The organism is Cedecea sp. FDAARGOS_727 (assembly GCF_012273235.1).
GTDB classification, from domain to species: Bacteria; Pseudomonadota; Gammaproteobacteria; order Enterobacterales; family Enterobacteriaceae; genus Cedecea; species Cedecea davisae.
In genome coordinates, this window is the sequence record NZ_CP050966.1 from 4,388,486 (window position 1) to 4,406,591 (window position 18,106).

Sequence of the window (18,106 nt, forward strand, 5' to 3'; positions counted from 1 at the left end):
CGGTTTGGCGCAGAGATTGCTCGCAGGACTCTCAGTTCACACTCGACGAAATGAAGGTTTTTTCGCGCACTTAGCGCTCGGTTGCCCGGCAAACCGACCAATCGGTTCTAAAATAAGATAGCCATAAATTTTTGCGTTTAAAAGGTAACAACTATCAAATTCGTAGGCCCATCCAGATTCTAATTATCAATCGTAAAGACTATGGTTAACGGGCACATATAAAACGGAGAGCAAAATGAGCAATTCTACAGACTTACACAACGCTTCCCCGGCGGGCGCTGGAAAGTGCCCCTTTCATCAGGGCCAGAGCACGGACATCGCAGGCGAGGGAACCAGCAATCAGGACTGGTGGCCACATCAACTGCGCGTCGATCTGCTAAATCAGCACTCTAATCGTTCCAACCCGCTGGATGAAAACTTCAGCTACCGCAAAGAATTCAGCAAGCTTGATTACTACGCCCTGAAAGGCGACATCAAAGCCGTATTAACCGACTCTCAATCATGGTGGCCTGCCGACTGGGGCAGCTATATCGGCCTGTTTATCCGCATGGCGTGGCACAGCGCAGGAACCTATCGCTCCCGCGACGGCCGCGGCGGCTCCGGGCGCGGCCAGCAGCGTTTTGCTCCTCTTAACTCGTGGCCCGATAACGTCAGCCTCGATAAATCCCGCCGTCTGCTGTGGCCAGTGAAACAAAAATACGGACAGAAGATTTCCTGGGCTGACCTGATTATTCTGGCCGGTAACGTGGCGCTGGAAAACGCAGGCTTCCGCACCTTCGGTTTTGGCGCAGGGCGTGAAGACGTGTGGGAACCAGATCTCGACGTGAACTGGGGGAGCGAGAAAGAGTGGCTCGAGCACCGTCATCCGGAATCCCTGGCGCAGGCACCTTTAGGCGCAACCGAAATGGGTCTGATTTATGTCAACCCTGAAGGCCCTAACCACAGCGGTGACCCGCTTTCCGCCGCCCCGGCTATTCGTGCCACATTCGGCAATATGGGCATGGACGACGAAGAGATTGTCGCCCTGATAGCGGGTGGCCATACGCTGGGTAAAACCCACGGCTCCGCGGCGGCAACGCATGTTGGTTCCGACCCGGAAGCCTCCCCTCTTGAGGCCCAGGGCCTTGGCTGGGCGAACAGCTACAACAGCGGCGTAGGCGCGGATGCGATTACCTCCGGCCTGGAAGTGGTCTGGACCCAAACGCCTACCCAATGGAGCAATTACTTCTTCGAAAACCTGTTCGGCTATGACTGGGTACAAACCCGCAGTCCGGCCGGAGCCATCCAGTTTGAAGCGACTAACGGACCGGATATTATCCCCGATCCGTTTGACCCGTCGAAAAAACGTAAGCCAACCATGCTGGTTACCGACCTTACGCTGCGTTTCGACCCGGAGTTCGAAAAAATTTCTCGCCGTTTCCTGAACGATCCGCAGGCGTTTAACGAAGCGTTCGCCCGCGCCTGGTACAAGCTGACGCACCGCGATATGGGGCCGAAGGCAAGATACATAGGGCCAGAAGTACCAAAAGAAGATCTGATTTGGCAGGATCCGTTACCGCAGGCAGTTCACGCGCCTACCACCGCCGATATCGAAGCGCTGAAGCAGGCGATTGCTGATTCCGGCCTGTCGGTGAGCGAGCTGGTCTCCGTGGCGTGGGCTTCAGCCTCAACCTTCCGCGGCGGCGACAAACGCGGCGGCGCGAACGGGGCTCGCCTGGCGCTGGCTCCGCAGCGCGGCTGGGATGTGAACGCCATCGCCGCCCGTGCTCTTCCGACGCTTGAGGGAATCCAAAAAGCGTCAGGCAAAGCCTCTCTGGCAGACATTATCGTGCTGGCAGGCGTTGTCGGGATCGAAAAAGCCAGCGGTCGCAAAGTACCGTTTACTCCGGGCCGCGTCGATGCAAGCCAGGAGCAAACGGATATTGAATCCTTTGAGCTGCTTAAACCCGCTGCCGACGGCTTCAGAAACTATCGCCGCATCGCCAATGCGACTTCTACCGAAGCTCTGCTGATCGACAAAGCGCAGCAGTTGACGCTGACCGCGCCTGAACTGACGGTATTAGTGGGCGGGCTGCGTGCGCTCGGCGCTAACTTCGATGAGAGCCAGCACGGCGTGTTGACCTCTCGCCCTGGCGTGCTGAGCAACGACTTCTTTGCCAACCTGCTGGATATGCGTACCGAATGGAAAGCGACGGGAGAGGGTTCTGAACTGTTCGAAGGCCGTGACCGCCTGAGCGGCGAAGTGAAGTACACAGGCACCCGTGCTGACCTGGTGTTTGGTTCAAACGCGGTACTGCGCTCGCTGGCAGAAGTCTACGCCAGCCAGGACGCAGAAGAGAAATTCGTTAAAGACTTTATCGCCGCCTGGACTAAAGTCATGAACCTTGACCGTTTCGACCTGCAACAGTAATTAGCTCACAAAAAAGGGAGAGCTTTACGCCCTCCCTTCATTTGCAACCTGAGGGAAAGCATCGCGCTTTCCCTTTTTTTGATTATTTGTCGCCGAAATGAATAACGGTACGAATAGACTTGCCTTCATGCATCAGGTCAAACGCCTCGTTGATCTGCTCCAGCGGCAGGCGGTGGGTAATGAACGGGTCGAGGTTAATTTTCCCGGCCATCGCATCTTCTACCATACCCGGCAGTTGAGTGCGCCCTTTCACGCCGCCAAACGCGGAACCGCGCCACACGCGCCCGGTCACCAGCTGGAACGGACGAGTTTTGATTTCCTGACCGGCACCGGCTACGCCGATAATCACGCTCTCGCCCCAGCCTTTATGGCAGCATTCCAGCGCGGAACGCATCACGTTCACGTTGCCGATACACTCAAAGCTGAAGTCCACGCCGCCGTCGGTTAATTCTACAATCACGTCCTGGATTGGTTTCTCATAATCCTTCGGATTGATGCAGTCGGTAGCGCCCATTTCGCGTGCCAGCTTGAATTTTTCCGGGTTGGTATCAACGGCAATAATGCGGCCAGCTTTTGCCTGTACCGCGCCCTGAATAACCGCCAGGCCAATACCTCCGAGGCCGAACACAGCAACGCTGTCGCCTTCTTTCACTTTAGCCGTATTGTGTACCGCGCCGATGCCGGTAGTGACGCCGCAGCCCAGCAGGCAGACTTTATCCAGCGGCGCCTGCGGGTTAACTTTAGCCAGAGAGATCTCGGCCACCACGGTGTATTCGCTGAAGGTGCTGGTGCCCATATAGTGATAAATAGGCTCGCCGTTGTAGGAGAAACGGGTGGTGCCGTCCGGCATCAGGCCTTTACCCTGGGTAGCGCGAACCGCCTGGCAGAGGTTGGTTTTGCCGGACTTACAGAACTTACATTCGCGACATTCGGCGGTGTATAAAGGGATAACGTGGTCGCCCGGCTTCAGGCTGGTAACGCCCTCGCCCACTTCCACCACAATACCGCCGCCTTCATGGCCCAGTACCGCCGGGAACACGCCTTCCGGGTCATCGCCGGACAGGGTAAACGCGTCGGTATGGCAAACGCCGGTATGGGTGATTTTTACCAGCACTTCGCCTTTCTGTGGTGGAGCAACATCAAGTTCAACAATTTCCAGTGGTTTACCCGGCCCAAAGGCCACCGCAGCACGTGATTTCATAACTCTCTTCCTTTTGGTGAGGGTGTTTTTATTTTAGATAAGAGCGGATTAAAGTCCCGACTTCCGCCATGCGCAGCGCGCGCTGGTCTTCTGAAGTGTCGCCGGTGACCAGCTCATCTTTGAGGTGAATTTCCATCATTTCGCCCATCAGCCCGTTGGCTGCGCCGCGAACGGCAGCGATCTGCTGCAAAATAGCGAGACACGGCTCGCCGCTTTCCAGCGCGCGCTCCAGCGCTTCCGTCTGGCCGCGAATACGCCGGACGCGGGTGAGAATGCGTTTTTTGTCTTCGGGTGAGTGTGGCATGTTCGCCCCCTATATACTGTAGTGGGGTATAGTACATTAATTTACAGCAGATTGATAATTTAGAAATTATTGCTAGTTATCATGTTGTTATGTAGGGGAAGAACAATGCGGCTCTCTAAGCCCTGCTCAACGAGACTTCACCTCGGCAAGCAATTCAATCGCCCCGCTCTTCAGCACGCGCTGGTTCACAGAAGAGAAGTTCAGCGTTTTTTTCACCGGCAGCAAAGGGATCCCTGAACCGATAATGACCGGGATCTGAGTGATAAACAGGCTCTGGAGTTCGTTGGCGTCTGCGAAGTAAGCCGCCGTTTTACCGCCGCCAACCAGCCAGACATCTTTGCCCTGTGCGGCGGCTCGCGCAGTCGCCGCGATGTCGTTTGCGCTGCCCTGGACCAGGGTTATCTGCTGGCCTTCCGGTACGGCTAACTTTTGATGAGTGACGATAAATGCAGGCACATCCGCATAAGGCCAACCCTCCGGGGAGTTTGCCACTATCCAGTTATAGGTTTCAGCCCCCATAATCACCGCCCCGACAGAGCGATAAAAATCGTCATAAGGCGTGGCGTCCTCCCCCAGCGGAAACGACATCAGCCAGTCCAGGTTATGGGTTTCATCCGCAATAAACCCATCCAGCGTAGAGGCAACGTAATAGATCATTTTTGTCATTGGGATCACTCATAAAAGAGAAATATCCAATTGATAATATTGTAAAAATGATAGATTTCCAGCCCCCAATTCCGGGCTTTACATTTCTTGTTTCTGATTCAAGGCAATGCAGTGTTTGAGGAGAGGTGTGAAGTGTATTAGCCCGCCGGTTGCCGCCGTGAGTTTCTCAAATGATGCAATAAAGAATAATACTTAGAAGCATCCGCTTATTATTATTCCAATAAAAAAAAGCCGCGTTTGCGGCAATTAAAACACTCAACCAGCCAGTTCAACAGGCACTTCTGGGTAGCGATAAATTCGCCACGATTGGAGATTATTTAAATTTCTTAGTCAGGTTAAAGATGATAATAATTATCCTTTTGATTTCCTGATATCGAGATAGGAGAGCAAATCGGTATTCACATTTTCTCTGGCATCGGTATTTAGCGCGACAAGATAAAAATCTCCGCTCTCGCTCTCCGGGTAAACCTTGTACTGGAAGCTGTGCTTGTCATAGCCAACATCGCAGATGATATCCCATTCTCCGTCGGGTTCCTCGCGGCTGTCGCAGTTGCCAGGCCCAAAGGTGTATGTCAGATTCGATTCCAGCTTCTCTTCTGCATCAGCGACATAGGGCGGTTTAAAGTGAAGATTGAAAGCAAAGATTGATATACCCAGAATCCAAAATACGGCAATAAACCACAATGATTTTCTTTTATTCATTATCACATCTCCAGGAATATCCCGGAGCCTGAATCATAATTGTTTTCAGGTATTATCCACGCGACCAAAACCATGTAAAGAATAAGGGTAGATGAAAAATCTGAAATATTAAATTCCGCCCGGCGCAACGGCAACGGATTTCTGGAACATTGCGGGCGTGGGCGGCCACCAAAATCTGCCGCAATCATGGGTAATGACAACCGAAGATATGGTGGATGCCGCGCTTGCCGGTCTGGATGCCGGGGAAAAAGTCACCATCCCTTCCCTACAGGAAGGAAGCGAATGGGATGCCTGGGAAGCAGATCGCCGGGCGATTAGCGGCCACCTGAGTTCAACGCATCCCGCCCCGCGCTACGTTCGTTAGCGTCTTTCACTATTTTATCCCGCCAAACGCCGCTTATATGCGGCGTTTTCTCTGCATCAAGGATTTTTTACGACAAAAAGATAACCTTACAAATCAAATGCAAATGATAATGAGTATCATTAGGCAAATTTATTTGTTAACATCCCGCCCGCTATAAACCGATCGGTATCAATAACAGCGGCCAGTGAAGGCCACCTCGGGCAAAGATATGCATAAAAAATTGATCCTTAGCTCTTTGATAGCGTTAGCCAGCCTGGGCCTCAGCGCCTGCAGCCAAACCTCTCCTCCACAGCCGAAAGCATCGGCACTCAAAGCCGCCGTTGTCGAAGGACAGATCCTCGACTTGCACAGCGGCAAAACGCTGACCGAAAGCCAGCTATTAACGCAGCTTGCGGCCGCGCCGCGGCTTATCGTCGGCGAGAAACACGATAACGCCGAACATCATGAAATTGAGCTTTGGCTGATTCAGAACCTGGCTCGCCAGCGCCCTCAGGGCAGCGTGCTGCTTGAAATGCTCACCGCAGGCCAGCAGCCGCGAGTTTCCCAGGTTAAAAACTGGCTGAAAGAAGATCCTGTCGTACGCGATGGCCGTATTCAGGAACTGCTAAGCTGGCAAAAAGGCTGGCCGTGGGAGATGTATGGCGGCGTCGTTACCGAAGCCTTGCGCGCGCCTTACCCGCTGCTTAATGCCAACATCGACCGCAGCCGGGTCATGGAGCTGTATAAAAAGCCCGAATTCCCCGAAGGGAAAAAATCTACCGCTCCTGCCGTTCAGGACGCACTGCGCGCAACCATTATCGCCATGCATGAGGGCAATATTGAGAGTCAGCAGCTTAAATCGATGCTCTCTATTCAGCAGCAGCGCGACCGCTATATGGCACAGCAGTTGCTGAACGCCCCCGCTCCGGCAGTGCTGATTGCTGGCGGTTATCACGCATCAAAAAGCATCGGCGTACCGTTGCATATGGAAGATCTCGCCCCCGCTTCCCACCCGGTAGTATTAATGCTCGCGGAAAAAGGCATGAACATTACCGCTGACCAGGCTGATTACGTGTGGTTTGTGAAGCCAGCTGCGGCAAAACGGTAAAAGTGGATGACGGATATTCTCTACGCGCCGCGGACGGGAAGATGGAGCGGCGGATTTGTTTTCTCTCTGCTGCTCCATAGTCTGCTTTTTCTTGCGCTTATCTGGCAGGTTGCCGACGTACAGCCCTCTCTGCCGCCAGCTCCGGCGGTCATGCTGCAATGGTCGGACAATATTGAAGCACCCGCGACTCCCGTTAAGCAGCCAGTGGGAATTGCCCAGCAGGAATCTGCTGCCGCCGAGGAAAAGCAGCAGGCCGAAAACAAGCAGCAGCAGGCCATTCCTGAAGACAAGGATGCGGTGATTGAAGTCACGCGGCAGAAAAAAGCTGCCGAGGGTGAAAAGAAGAAGCCGCGCCCGCAGCGCAAAGTTAAAAATCAAACCAGCGACAGCAGCCAGGCCGCCGTTTCCAGCGATGCCGCGCCCCAGGCTGCGGTTGTTTCATCCCGTATTGCCGCCCCTTTCAACAGTGACTCGCCAAAGCGAGACAACCTTGAAGACTCATGGGAAAGCCGGGTGAAAGGCCACCTTAACCGGTATAAACGCTACCCGGCCGATGCCCGCAGGCGAGCCCGTATCGGCACTGCCGTTGTAACGTTTACCGTTAATGCAGACGGCACGGTCATCGGCAATTCTCTGGCCGCCTCCTCGGGAACAATCTCGCTGGATCGCGAGGCGGTTACGGTGCTCGAACGGGCCCAGCCACTGCCCAAACCGCCGTCGGAAATATTACAAGGCGGGGTTTATAAAGTGAAAATGCCGATTACTTTTGACCTTACGGATCTAAGGCGAAGCTAGCGCCTTAGCCCCTGTTCCACCGAACTTACTTTTATGCTGAATCTCCCGGCAGGCTGCCCCTCAGCCAAAACTAAAGGATGCATCATGGAAAACCTATGGAAAGCTACGCCGCTGTTTATCGCCTGCTCGCTCTACGCCAGTTGCCTGACCGCCGCCGTTGAGCCGCCCGTTGCGCAAAAAATCCCTCACCAGCTTACCGGGCACGGTGATGTCCGTATCGATAACTATTTCTGGCTCAGGGATGACAGCCGCAGCAACGCCAAAGTTCTGCGCCATCTGGAAGCGGAAAACCGCTATGCCAGCGAGGTGCTGCGCCCTTCTTCAGAGCTAAAAGACAAGCTCTACCAGGAGATGGTGGCCCGGATGAGCCCGGAAAACCGCTCCGTGCCCTGGCAGCAAAACGGCTATCGCTATCAGGATATTCACCCGGCGGGGAAAAACTACGCCGTTAGCCAACGCCAGCCGGTGAGCGGTGGCCAGGTCTGGCAAACGCTGGTAGACGGCAACCAGCGAGCCGAAGGTCAGGCCTATTATCAACTGGCGGGCCAGGTAGTCAGCCAGGATAACCGGATGATGGCGATTGCCGAAGACACCAGCGGGCGACGCCAGTATCGCCTGGCGCTACGCGATTTGCAGAGCGGAAAATGGCTGCCCGACGTTATCGAAAATACCTCGGGGAATATGGTCTGGTCGAACGACGGCAGCGCTCTGTTTTACGTTCGTAATAACCCGCAAACGCTGGTGCCTTACCAGGTTTACCGGCATAAACCCGGCACACCAACCGCCGAAGACCAGTTGGTCTATCAGGAGCAGGACGGCGGCTATTATATCGGGCTCTCCCGCTCGTCCTCCGACCGCTACTTGATAATCACGCTTAGCGCCAGCACCTCATCTGAAGCCCGGCTGCTTGACGCGGATAACCCGGAAGCCGCGCCGGTATTGTTTAGCGCCCGCAGGCCTGGTGTCGAATATTACCTCGACCACTTTGACGGTAAATTCTACCTGCGAGCTAATCAGGAAAGCGCAAACTTTGGCCTCTACCAGACCGCGACCATCGGCGACTCATGGCGCGCGGTTGTTGCCCCGCAGCAGGATAAAATGGTTGAAGGTTTTAGCCTGTTTAAAGACTGGCTGGTGCTTGCCGAACGCCGCGACGGACTGAGCCAAATCCGTAAAATTAAATGGGCCAACAGCAGCGAAGAAACGCTGAAGTTTGACGATGCAAGCTATATGGCATGGCTCGGCTATAACCCCGACCCTCAGTCCGGCAAGCTGCGCTACGGCTATTCCTCCATGACAACGCCAACCAGCACTTATGAGTGGGATTTGGCAAGCGGCGAGCGGACTCTGCTCAAACGCCAGCAGGTCAATAACACCGAACCGCAGGATTACCACAGCGAACGTATCTGGGTCACCGCGCGTGACGGCGTAAAAGTGCCGGTCTCGCTGGTTTACAACAAGCATAAATTCAAACCGGCCCACAGCCCGCTGCTGGTCTACGGCTACGGCGCATACGGCATGAGCATGGACCCGGCGTTTAGCGCCAACCGCCTCAGCCTGTTGGATCGGGGCTTTGTGTTTGCTCTGGTACATGTGCGCGGCGGCGGTGAGCTGGGCCAGGCGTGGTATCAGCAGGGGAAACTGGAGCATAAGCAGAACAGCTTCAACGACTTTATTGATGCCACCCACGCTCTGGTCGACCGAGGGTACGGGCAGCCGGGCAGGCTCTACGCCATGGGCGGCAGCGCGGGCGGCCTGCTGGTCGGCAACGTTATCAACCAGCAGCCGGAGCTGTTTAATGCCGTGGTCGCTCAGGTACCTTTTGTCGATGTTGTGACCACCATGCTTGACGACTCACTCCCGCTGACGTTGGGCGAATATGATGAGTGGGGAAATCCGCACCATAAAGCAGATTATCTGCGGCTCAAATCCTGGAGCCCTTATGACAACGTGAAACCGGCCGATTATCCAAATCTTTTGGTGACCAGCGGGTTAAACGACTCGCAGGTGCAATATTGGGAGCCCGCGAAATGGGTGGCGAAGCTACGTGAGAACCAGCGGGGCGACGGAAAAATATTGCTGCTGACCGATATGCAGGCCGGGCATGGCGGTAAATCCGGGCGCATTAAACGCCTGGAAAATACCGCCGTGGAATACAGTTTTATTCTGGAAGCAGATAAACAACGGTAATTTGGCGCCCTCCTCTTAACCGGGGAGGGAAAGCCCGACGCCGCATAATTATAAAAATAACAATTATTCTTTATTACAATACTTTCAAGGACATTTATGAACGTTAATAAGTTGGCGGCCGCCATCGGCTCGGGCATGCTATTGCTCAGCAGCGGCACTTACGCACAATCGGGAAATGAATCATCCGGCAGTGATAAAAAAGGTTCGGCGGAATTTAGCCCGCTCAACGTTTCCGCCGGGAATATTACGCCCGAGCAGCAGGCGCTTGAGAAAACCGGAGCAACCAGCTCCCGTTCCACCGACAAAAACCTGCAATCGCTCGACGCCACCCTGCGCAGCATGCCCGGCACCTACACGCAAATCGACCCGGGCCAGGGAGCGGTAAGCGTGAATATTCGTGGTATGAGCGGTTTTGGCCGCGTGAATACCATGGTGGACGGCATAACCCAGAGTTTTTACGGCAGCTCAACCTCCGGCACCACGCAGCATGGCTCAACCAATAACCAGGCCGGGGTGCTTATTGACCCTAACTTTTTGGTGGCCGTTGACGTTACACGCGGCGACAGCAGCGGTTCAGCGGGTATTAACGCCCTGGCCGGTAGCGCAAATATGCGCACGATCGGCGTGGACGATGTGGTGTTTGACGGAAATGCTTACGGCCTGCGCTCGCGCTTCTCGGTCGGCAGCAACGGCGTCGGGCGCAGCGGAATGATTGCGGTAGCCGGGAAAACAGAGGCATTTACCGATACCGGCAGCTTCGGGGCAATGGCCGCCGTCAGCGGCAGTTCTGTTTATTCTAATTTCTCAAACGGTTCGGGCATTAGTAGCGAGGAGTTTGGTTATGATAAATATATGAAGCAGAATCCAAAATCCCAGCTGTATAAGATGGATATCAAGCCGAACGAATTTAATAGCTTCGAACTTTCTGCGAGAACCTATGAAAACAGATTCACGCGCCGCGACATTACCAGCGATGATTATTATCTTAAATATCATTACACGCCGTTCTCAGAGTTAATTGATTTCAACCTAACGGCCAGTACCAGCCGCGGCAACCAAAAATACCGCGACGATTCTCTGTATACCTTCTACAACACGTCAGCGCAAAACCGCTCCAACGCGCTGGACATCAACAACACCAGCCGCTTCACCTTAGCGGATAACGACCTGGAATTTACCCTCGGCAGCAAACTAATGCGCACCCGCTACGACCGTATTATTCACTCGGCGGCGGGCAACGAGAAAAAAAATCAGGAATCAATTGAAAACAACCCGTTTGCCCCTTCCGGCCAGCAAGACATTTCGGCGCTGTATACCGGGCTGAAGGTGACGCGCGGCATCTGGGAGGCGGACTTAAATCTCAATTACACCCGCAACAGAATCACCGGCCACAAACCAGCGTGTGATACCCGCGTTATTTGCGTCCCGCAGGGCAGTTATGATATTGACGAAAAAGAGAGCGGCTTTAACCCATCGGCCCAGCTTTCGGCCCAGGTTACCCCCTGGCTTCAGCCTTTTGTGAGTTACAGCAAGTCGATGCGTGCCCCAAATATTCAGGAGATGTTCTTCTCCAACTCCGGCGGAGCATCCATGAACCCGTTCTTAAAACCTGAACGCGCTGAAACCTGGCAAACCGGTTTTAATATTGATACCAAAGATCTGCTGGTCGATAGCGACGCCCTGCGCTTCAAGGCATTGGTGTACCGCAGCAAGATCCAAAACTATATCTACAGCGAGTCGTACCAGGTCTGCTCCGGCGGACGTAAATGCAGCATGAGGGAGCTGCTGGGCAACAACTGGCAGGATATGAGCGAAGAATATAGCGACAACATGTACATTTACGTTAACTCGGCCAGCGGCGTTACTGCGAAGGGCTTCGAGCTGGAAATGGACTACGACGCGGGCTTTGCTTTTGGCCGCCTGTCGTTCAGCCAGCAGCGCACCGACCAGCCCACTTCTATCGCCAGCACCTATTTTGGCGCAGGTGACATCACAGAGCTGCCGCGAAAATACATGACGCTGGACACCGGCGTGCGCTTCTTTGATAAAGCGTTAACCCTCGGCACCATCGTGAAATACACCGGGAAGGCGCGCCGCCTGTCGCCGGACTTTGAAACCGACGAGAACACCGGCGACATTATCAAGCAAGACTTGCCGCAGATCCCGACGATTATCGATCTCTATGGCACGTATGAATTTAACCGCAACCTGACGCTGAAGCTCAGCGTGCAAAACCTGATGAACCGAGACTATTCGGAAGCGCTGAATAAGCTCAATATGATGCCTGGCCTGGGGGATGAAACCCACGCGGCCAATAGCGCACGCGGCAGAACCTGGATATTTGCCGGGGAAGTTCGCTTCTGATGAAAAAGCCGCCCGGTTTAACGCCGGGCGGCGCACATTTAGCGGTAATTCATGTTTCTGAGATCGTCGAGCAAAGTCGGCCCCACCGGCTGCCAGCCGGTACGCTGGCGGGTCAGCTCGCTGGAGGCTGACATATCGTGCCCGGCGAACGTGTTAAGCCAGCCGAAATGCGCCTCCGCTTCTTGTTGCGTAATACTTTGAGCGGGAATGCCCAACCCCTGGCCGATAACCTCCGCTATTTCCCTGGTCGTGATGCCCTCTTCCGCAACGGCATGGTAGCGCGCACACGGCACTTTTAGCCCCAGCGCTAAAACATAAAGGCGAGCGGCATCTTCCAGCGGTACCGCAGACCAGCGGTTTTTCCCTTCTCCAATCCACGCGGCAACGCCCTTCTCCCGCGCCAGTTCGATAAGCGGGCTAATCAGGCCCTGCTTAACGGTGTTATGCACCTGCGGCAGGCGGACAAACGAGACATTCACCCTCTTCTCAAGCTGTGCAACCCCGGCCATTTCCGTCGCTTTACGCGGGTTCGGCGTTTGAATGTTATATCCGTCTTCCGTTGCTGGTTTTCCTGGTTCACTGGCTCCCATCGCAACAAAAGAAGTGATGATTAAAGGCCGGTCCGATCCGGCCAGCGCATCCCCGAGAGCCGCAATAACCTTGCCATCCGCCTCGCAATTTGCGGCAAATGTCGAAAAATCATGGTTGAAAGCGGTATGGATAACGCCGTCAGCCGCCTGCGCTCCACGCTGAAGACCCGGCAGGTCATCCAGATTGCCAAAGTGTGCTTCAGCCCCCAGGGATTTCAGCAGCTCGGCCCCGCGTTCGGAACGCGTTAAACCCAGAACCTGGTAGCCAGAAGCTATTAGCTGCTGAACGATAACTGTGCCAAGAAAGCCGGTCGCACCGGTAACAAAAATACGCATATCTGTTATCCCAACGAGTAACTAAGGACTGAGTTGCCGTCCAACGGGATTTACTGTAAACAGGGTGATAAATACGAACAATGTTCAAAAGTCGCTACTTTTGGTCTTATCGTCCGGAGTTAATATGGATCCGCTCTCCGATCTGCTCTCGTTACTGAAACCGCAAAACTATGCCTCCGGCGGTGTCGCGCTGCTTGAGAATATGGCTATCCGGTGGCCGGAACATGCAGGCATCAAATGTTACGCCGTGGTGTCCGGCAACTGCTGGCTTACGGTCTCGGGTATCAGTCAGCCCATACGCCTGGAGGCCGGAGACTGTTACCTGCTGCCGCCAGGCCCCTCTTTCAGCCTGACGACGGACCTGAACGCAAGTCCGGTAGATTTCTATACTCTGCGCCAGCAGGGGAAATTGGGGCCGGACGTCCTGCCCGGCGAGCAGGAAAGCTGCTTTCTTGTTGGCGGCCATTTTGTCCTAAGCGGGGAAGCGGCAGACCTGCTGCTGAGTTCGCTGCCGCCGGTAGTCTGCATCCAGCAGCCGGAAGGTAAAGCGGCGATGCGCTGGTCGCTGGAACGCATTGCCGACGAGGTGCGTCACCCTCAACCCGGTAGCGCACTTATTACCCGACAACTGGCATACATGATGCTGATCCAGGCTTTACGGCTGCACCTTGCAAACCGGCCCTCCGTGGGCTGGCTGTATGCCCTGGCCGATAAGCAACTTAATATCGCGCTGAGCTGCATGCATAAAGATCCGGCGTTTAGCTGGACGCTGGAATTACTTGCCGAACGCACAGGCATGTCCCGCTCGGCCTTTGCCGCACGCTTTAAAGAAGTTACCGGAACATCCGCCATCGATTACCTTACGCGCTGGCGCATGATGCTGGCCTGCAACCTGCTGAAACAAACGGGCCAGTCGTTAGCACAAATTTCAGCCGGGCTGGGTTATTAATCGGAAAGTGCTTTTGGTAAAGCGTTTAAGCGGGTAATTGGCTGCTCGCCGCGGCAATATGCCCACGAGGCGAGCAATGAAGACTCCGACAAACATTATCAGTTAGCCTGAAAAACCAGCGTATTGGTCAGCGTGTAACTCGCGCTTGTCGCCTGGGGAGCAAACACTATTTTCTTCGGCGTACTAACGCTGATTGAAGCCGGTGTCGCGGCGCTACGCGCCGGCAGCAAGTTTAATTCAGGCAGGGTAAAACCCGTCTTAAGATTAGTCACGGTTAAATAATATGAGATCTGCGAAGTATCATATATATAGCTGGTGTTTGGCATGCCCTTCATCACTAAAGAAGGGTTGCCGCTCAAATATAATGCAATATTCATCGTCGCTGCATTATCAACGGTAAAACTTTTATCCGTTATAATTTCTAAATTAGTATCTGTTTGCCCATCAAAATAAGGTGTGCCGGAATAAAACCCAGCCTGATTATACTGAACCGGTAGCGCATTACTTCCGCCAGCGACGTTTGGCTCTACCGAGGCTGGAGCCTGGCCGCTGGTAAATAACACGCCCGCATCAATTGGTCGCGTAGTATTCCCCCAGCCAAGCCCAAATGCATTTTCATCCCATGAAAAAATATAACACACTTCATTATTTACTGAGGCAGATTGCCAGACCAGGGAGTACACTCCGCCACCGGATGCATCATTAATAAAAAGTGCGATATTCTGACCAACTCCGCTGCAATTAGTGACCGACACGCTTTTCATATATCAGTGCCTCATCATTAAAATATAAAAAACAGTAACAGGCAAGCCAGACTGCGTGTCAGGCAAACCGGCCTGCCAAATTACATTAAGATATTGAGATTAAAAATAAATAGCGGTAGCAACTGAATTAAATAGGAACAAACTTCAGAGTTTCATCGAGTTTAAAATTCAGCGAGCTGATGCCGTCTGCAAAGGCAAATTGGGTTGGGCTACTGACAAATGTCCCGGATACCGCAACGCCCTGTTTTGAGTCGGTAGTACAGATCCAATAAGTAGGATGGGTATCAAACAGGAAATTACCGTTTGGTTTCCCCTGCATAGCAAATGCAGGCAGCGAATTCATATACACTGCCAGGCTCATAGCAAGAGATTGTGTCACGGTAAAAGTGGAGTCCGTTTTGACTAACATACTCCCTCTTGGTACAGCATCATCATGGAAAGCCGGGGGTTTTGTCTGGAACTGACCGCTGCTATAGGTCACCCCCATTTCGTTATTACCGCCCGTTGTTATCGGGTCCATTTGCTGAAGCGGCCCGCCAGAACTCCAGAGCACGCCCGGGGCCAGAGGCTGAGCCGTGGTCCCCCAGTTTAGTGCCCAGTCAATTGTCCAGTTGTAGGTATTGGTATTACCGTTGTTGACCGTTTGCAGCAGCCAGACCAGCGGCAGCCCGACGATGCTCGGGTAAGTCTGATAAATAGCAACATTTGCCGGCGCACCGCTGGCATTTAACACAGAAATAGAATAGGAAGACATAATGTTATTTCCTCTTAGATATATATGCTGTGTGAGTCTTTATCCCGCCTCGGTACATTGCAATGTGATGCGAGATAAATTCATTATCAGCGATGTTTTTAAATTAGCAATGACGGTAATTAAATATATCCTAAGCGAGGCGATAAATATATTTTCAATCATTAAGTGGCGCTACACATAATGCAAAACCAGTAAACTATAAAAAGATAATTATTTTCCTGAACGAATTGCAGTTTTCCATTCGTTCATTACGCTTAAATGCACAGATCGCTAATGGCCTGCAATTTTATTGAGGTGATAACATGTCAGAAGAAATTGAAGTCGTTAATTCTTTTCAGGTTGATCCTTCGGTGAATAACGAAACGGCTCAGGTTTCAGGAACTATTACGCCGCTTTTGGGTATTATCAGGCTCGCAGCCTCCCCGGCTTTTCGCGTGACGACCCTTATTGCATTAGGTAGCAATGTCGAGCTTAGCGTCAAAGAAACATCGGTAACTAATGAATTTAAATGGACATATACTGGCCCGCTCTCCATTGCCGCACTAAAAACTTATTTTGCTCCAGGAAAAGACGTGAACGCAAAGTCATGAAATAGAATTAATATATTGTGCAATAAAAAGGCATAGAGCTATTTATCTTATTAACCAGGATAAATATATAATCTCTATGCCTGTTTGCATTAAATTATGATTCGCGGTCGCTCTTGCCCGGCATCATGCGCAGTAAAGTATTATCTTTCCAGACGTAATGGTGGAACAGCGCACCAAAGGCGTGAATGCCGATGATAAAATAACCGGTATTGGCGATAAGCTCATGCCAGGATTTCAGGTCGAATTCCCTGTCTTCATCCGGGATTGCAGCAACCGGCATATGAATACCAAAAGCCACCCATTCGACACCCCTGAAATAGACCGTCAGGAAGCCCAGCAGCGGTAGCGCAATGAATATCAGGTAAATCACCGTGTGTACCAGATGGGAGATGCCGATAATGGCCGGATGCGGCTTTGGCACGATTGCCGGAGCGCGAAACTTAATGCGCACCAGAAGGCGGGCTACCATTAACACCAGTACCGAGATCCCACAGGTAAAATGGATAGAGTTGATTAGCGGCCGGTAACTGCGCGGCGCGAATCCGCGCAATTCCATCGCGCAATAAGCGCCCACCACCAGGAGAAACACCAGCCAGTGGAGCGAAATCTGTAGTGAGGTGTATTTGTTGCGCATAATCTGCCCTGCCCTTGAAAACGTTAAATACCAGGATAACGAAGAAACATTAAAAATTCATTAACATCAATGAATTATGGTCGGCATTTTGTTTCAGCGTGTAATTTTTTGGCGATAACGGTAATCAGGGCAAGGCTGGGGAGTTAAAGACCCCTTTCCCGCATGTAGGCGCTTAGCGCCATATCCTGCTGTAGGGTGTGCCAGGCGGCCATAACCTCCGCCGGAATATCAACATGCACGATAAAATCTCGTCCTTGTGGGCCATAGCCGCTGGCGTCGTCACGTAGCCGGGGGATCTCACCGAGCACCAGTGAAACGTAGCGCTCCGGCGGCCACATTCCTTCAAGGTTACCGGCAAAAATGTCTCCTCGCTCGTCGGCTATCAGCTCAGGCACGACGCCGGGCCAGCTTAACCATTCAGGCTGCTGCGGCTCATCCTGCCAGACACGGGCAAAGGTCGCGACCGTACGGCGCTGCATGGTTGGGTCCTGTACCAGCAGAACGCGCCCCGGGTTAAGCCCGTACTCAGCAAGCGTGGTAAGGCTGAAGCGCGCGTTTTCACCGCAGTTGGTCGATTTCTCTTCGGTAATGATTTTTTCGTTCGGCACTTTCCAGAACTGGTGGGCGATATCACGGATAATCGCCGCTTCTGAGCGCCCGGTGGTAGGAATAGTGTTATAGCGCGAGTGGCCTGCGATAGCCCCATAAAGGTAAGTCGTGGAATGCCCGATACCGCCGGTTATCAGCAATGTTTTTTCACCGTTTGCGGCAAATTCACAGGCTGCGTCGAGTGTCGGCATCACTGCGTTACCGGCAAGAATAATTAAATCGGCCTCCTGGGACTGCGGTGCAGAGGAAAAATCATTCTCTGCCAGCCAGCGGCCCACGGTGTTAATAGCCTGAATGGTCGGGGTGCTCAGGGTCGGAAATGTCATCATCAACTGGTCCCTCCATGTTAAAAACCAGCAGGCAGCATAGCCCGGCCTTTATACCGGGCCTATCAGATGCGGCTGAAAAGGCCGCTAAGCATAATTAGTCGCCTTTTTTGCCCTGCCAGTTGGCCCACGGGTTATCCGCTTGAGTATCAGATTCCTGCGGCTCATCGAGGGAAGCGATATACAGTTCCTCAACTTCCTTGCGCGCCCACGGCGTACGGCGCAGAAATTTCAGGCTGGACTTCACGCTGGGGTCGCTTTTAAAGCAGTTGATGTTGATTTGTTTCGCCAGTTCAGCCCAGCCGTAGCGCGCCACTAAATGATTCAGCAGCGCCTCGAGCGTAACGCCGTGCAGCGGATCTTTTGAATGCTGAGTGCTCATAACTTATTCCGAAATCTTGTAAATTTGCGCACACCTTACTGATTCTAAAACCCCGGCGCAACCGGGCACTCCCGTTAATCACTACGCGG

Annotated in this window: 18 protein-coding genes; 8 read left to right on the forward strand and 10 right to left on the reverse strand. The window is 53.2% G+C overall.

The window, feature by feature from the left end; genetic code table 11:
* Positions 1 to 235: 235 nt before the first annotated feature.
* Positions 236 to 2,410 carry a catalase/peroxidase HPI gene (gene katG / locus FOC35_RS20575; RefSeq protein WP_172570041.1) on the forward strand — a complete coding sequence of 725 codons (2,175 nt, stop codon included), beginning with the start codon at positions 236 to 238 and terminating at the stop codon, positions 2,408 to 2,410.
* Positions 2,411 to 2,492: 82 nt separating this feature from the next.
* Here the strand turns inward: katG and FOC35_RS20580 are convergent, their stop codons facing one another.
* From FOC35_RS20580 to FOC35_RS20595, 4 genes are all read right to left on the reverse strand, one after another.
* A complete protein-coding gene (locus FOC35_RS20580; protein WP_172570042.1) occupies positions 2,493 to 3,611 on the reverse strand; it encodes an S-(hydroxymethyl)glutathione dehydrogenase/class III alcohol dehydrogenase in 1,119 nt (372 codons plus the stop codon).
* A 28-nt stretch (positions 3,612 to 3,639) separates the two neighbouring features.
* Positions 3,640 to 3,915 (reverse strand): metal/formaldehyde-sensitive transcriptional repressor, encoded by a 276-nt coding sequence (locus FOC35_RS20585; RefSeq protein ID WP_016536335.1) that lies wholly within the window; start codon positions 3,913 to 3,915, stop codon positions 3,640 to 3,642.
* Between the two features lie 126 nt (positions 3,916 to 4,041).
* Complete coding sequence (locus FOC35_RS20590; protein WP_172570043.1) at positions 4,042 to 4,581, reverse strand: dihydrofolate reductase family protein; 540 nt, start codon at positions 4,579 to 4,581, stop codon at positions 4,042 to 4,044.
* 351 nt (positions 4,582 to 4,932) lie between these two features.
* The gene (locus FOC35_RS20595) at positions 4,933 to 5,283 is read right to left on the reverse strand and encodes a hypothetical protein (protein WP_172570044.1); all 351 of its coding nucleotides are present in this window, start codon (positions 5,281 to 5,283) and stop codon (positions 4,933 to 4,935) included.
* Between the two features lie 193 nt (positions 5,284 to 5,476).
* On the opposite strand from FOC35_RS20595, the gene FOC35_RS20600 reads away from it, so the two are divergent.
* From FOC35_RS20600 to FOC35_RS20620, 5 genes are all read left to right on the forward strand, one after another.
* A complete protein-coding gene (locus FOC35_RS20600) occupies positions 5,477 to 5,647 on the forward strand; it encodes a hypothetical protein (protein ID WP_172570045.1) in 171 nt (56 codons plus the stop codon).
* A 208-nt stretch (positions 5,648 to 5,855) separates the two neighbouring features.
* Positions 5,856 to 6,734, forward strand: a complete 879-nt coding sequence (locus FOC35_RS20605; RefSeq protein WP_172570046.1) for a ChaN family lipoprotein — start codon at positions 5,856 to 5,858, stop codon at positions 6,732 to 6,734.
* 6 nt (positions 6,735 to 6,740) lie between these two features.
* Positions 6,741 to 7,529, forward strand: a complete 789-nt coding sequence (locus FOC35_RS20610; protein ID WP_172570047.1) for an energy transducer TonB — start codon at positions 6,741 to 6,743, stop codon at positions 7,527 to 7,529.
* 84 nt (positions 7,530 to 7,613) lie between these two features.
* Entirely contained in the window at positions 7,614 to 9,719 is a 2,106-nt protein-coding gene (locus FOC35_RS20615) for a S9 family peptidase (protein WP_172570048.1), read from the forward strand.
* Positions 9,720 to 9,815: 96 nt separating this feature from the next.
* Entirely contained in the window at positions 9,816 to 12,083 is a 2,268-nt protein-coding gene (locus FOC35_RS20620; protein ID WP_172570049.1) for a TonB-dependent receptor domain-containing protein, read from the forward strand.
* A gap of 38 nt (positions 12,084 to 12,121) precedes the next feature.
* On the opposite strand, the gene FOC35_RS20625 is transcribed toward FOC35_RS20620, so the two are convergent.
* Positions 12,122 to 13,009: an SDR family oxidoreductase gene (locus FOC35_RS20625; RefSeq protein WP_172570050.1), complete on the reverse strand. Its 888-nt coding sequence runs from the start codon at positions 13,007 to 13,009 to the stop codon at positions 12,122 to 12,124.
* Between the two features lie 124 nt (positions 13,010 to 13,133).
* Between FOC35_RS20625 and FOC35_RS20630 the strand changes: the two genes are divergently transcribed.
* Positions 13,134 to 13,958 (forward strand): AraC family transcriptional regulator, encoded by an 825-nt coding sequence (locus tag FOC35_RS20630; RefSeq protein ID WP_371810711.1) that lies wholly within the window; start codon positions 13,134 to 13,136, stop codon positions 13,956 to 13,958.
* A 98-nt stretch (positions 13,959 to 14,056) separates the two neighbouring features.
* On the opposite strand, the gene FOC35_RS20635 is transcribed toward FOC35_RS20630, so the two are convergent.
* Both FOC35_RS20635 and FOC35_RS20640 read right to left on the reverse strand, forming a co-directional pair.
* Positions 14,057 to 14,722, reverse strand: coding sequence for a hypothetical protein (locus FOC35_RS20635; protein ID WP_172570051.1), 666 nt, complete (start codon positions 14,720 to 14,722; stop codon positions 14,057 to 14,059).
* Positions 14,723 to 14,849: 127 nt separating this feature from the next.
* Complete coding sequence (locus FOC35_RS20640) at positions 14,850 to 15,476, reverse strand: hypothetical protein (RefSeq protein ID WP_172570052.1); 627 nt, start codon at positions 15,474 to 15,476, stop codon at positions 14,850 to 14,852.
* A gap of 302 nt (positions 15,477 to 15,778) precedes the next feature.
* Between FOC35_RS20640 and FOC35_RS20645 the strand changes: the two genes are divergently transcribed.
* A complete protein-coding gene (locus FOC35_RS20645; protein WP_016536321.1) occupies positions 15,779 to 16,066 on the forward strand; it encodes a hypothetical protein in 288 nt (95 codons plus the stop codon).
* Positions 16,067 to 16,160: 94 nt separating this feature from the next.
* Here FOC35_RS20645 and cybB read toward each other — a convergent pair whose 3' ends face one another.
* The 3 genes from cybB to FOC35_RS20660 form a co-directional block, all read right to left on the reverse strand.
* Positions 16,161 to 16,700 carry a cytochrome b561 gene (gene cybB, locus FOC35_RS20650; protein ID WP_172570053.1) on the reverse strand — a complete coding sequence of 180 codons (540 nt, stop codon included), beginning with the start codon at positions 16,698 to 16,700 and terminating at the stop codon, positions 16,161 to 16,163.
* Positions 16,701 to 16,843: 143 nt separating this feature from the next.
* Complete coding sequence (locus FOC35_RS20655; RefSeq protein ID WP_172570054.1) at positions 16,844 to 17,638, reverse strand: YdcF family protein; 795 nt, start codon at positions 17,636 to 17,638, stop codon at positions 16,844 to 16,846.
* A gap of 94 nt (positions 17,639 to 17,732) precedes the next feature.
* Positions 17,733 to 18,017 carry a VF530 family DNA-binding protein gene (locus FOC35_RS20660; protein WP_016536318.1) on the reverse strand — a complete coding sequence of 95 codons (285 nt, stop codon included), beginning with the start codon at positions 18,015 to 18,017 and terminating at the stop codon, positions 17,733 to 17,735.
* Positions 18,018 to 18,106 lie beyond the last annotated feature (89 nt).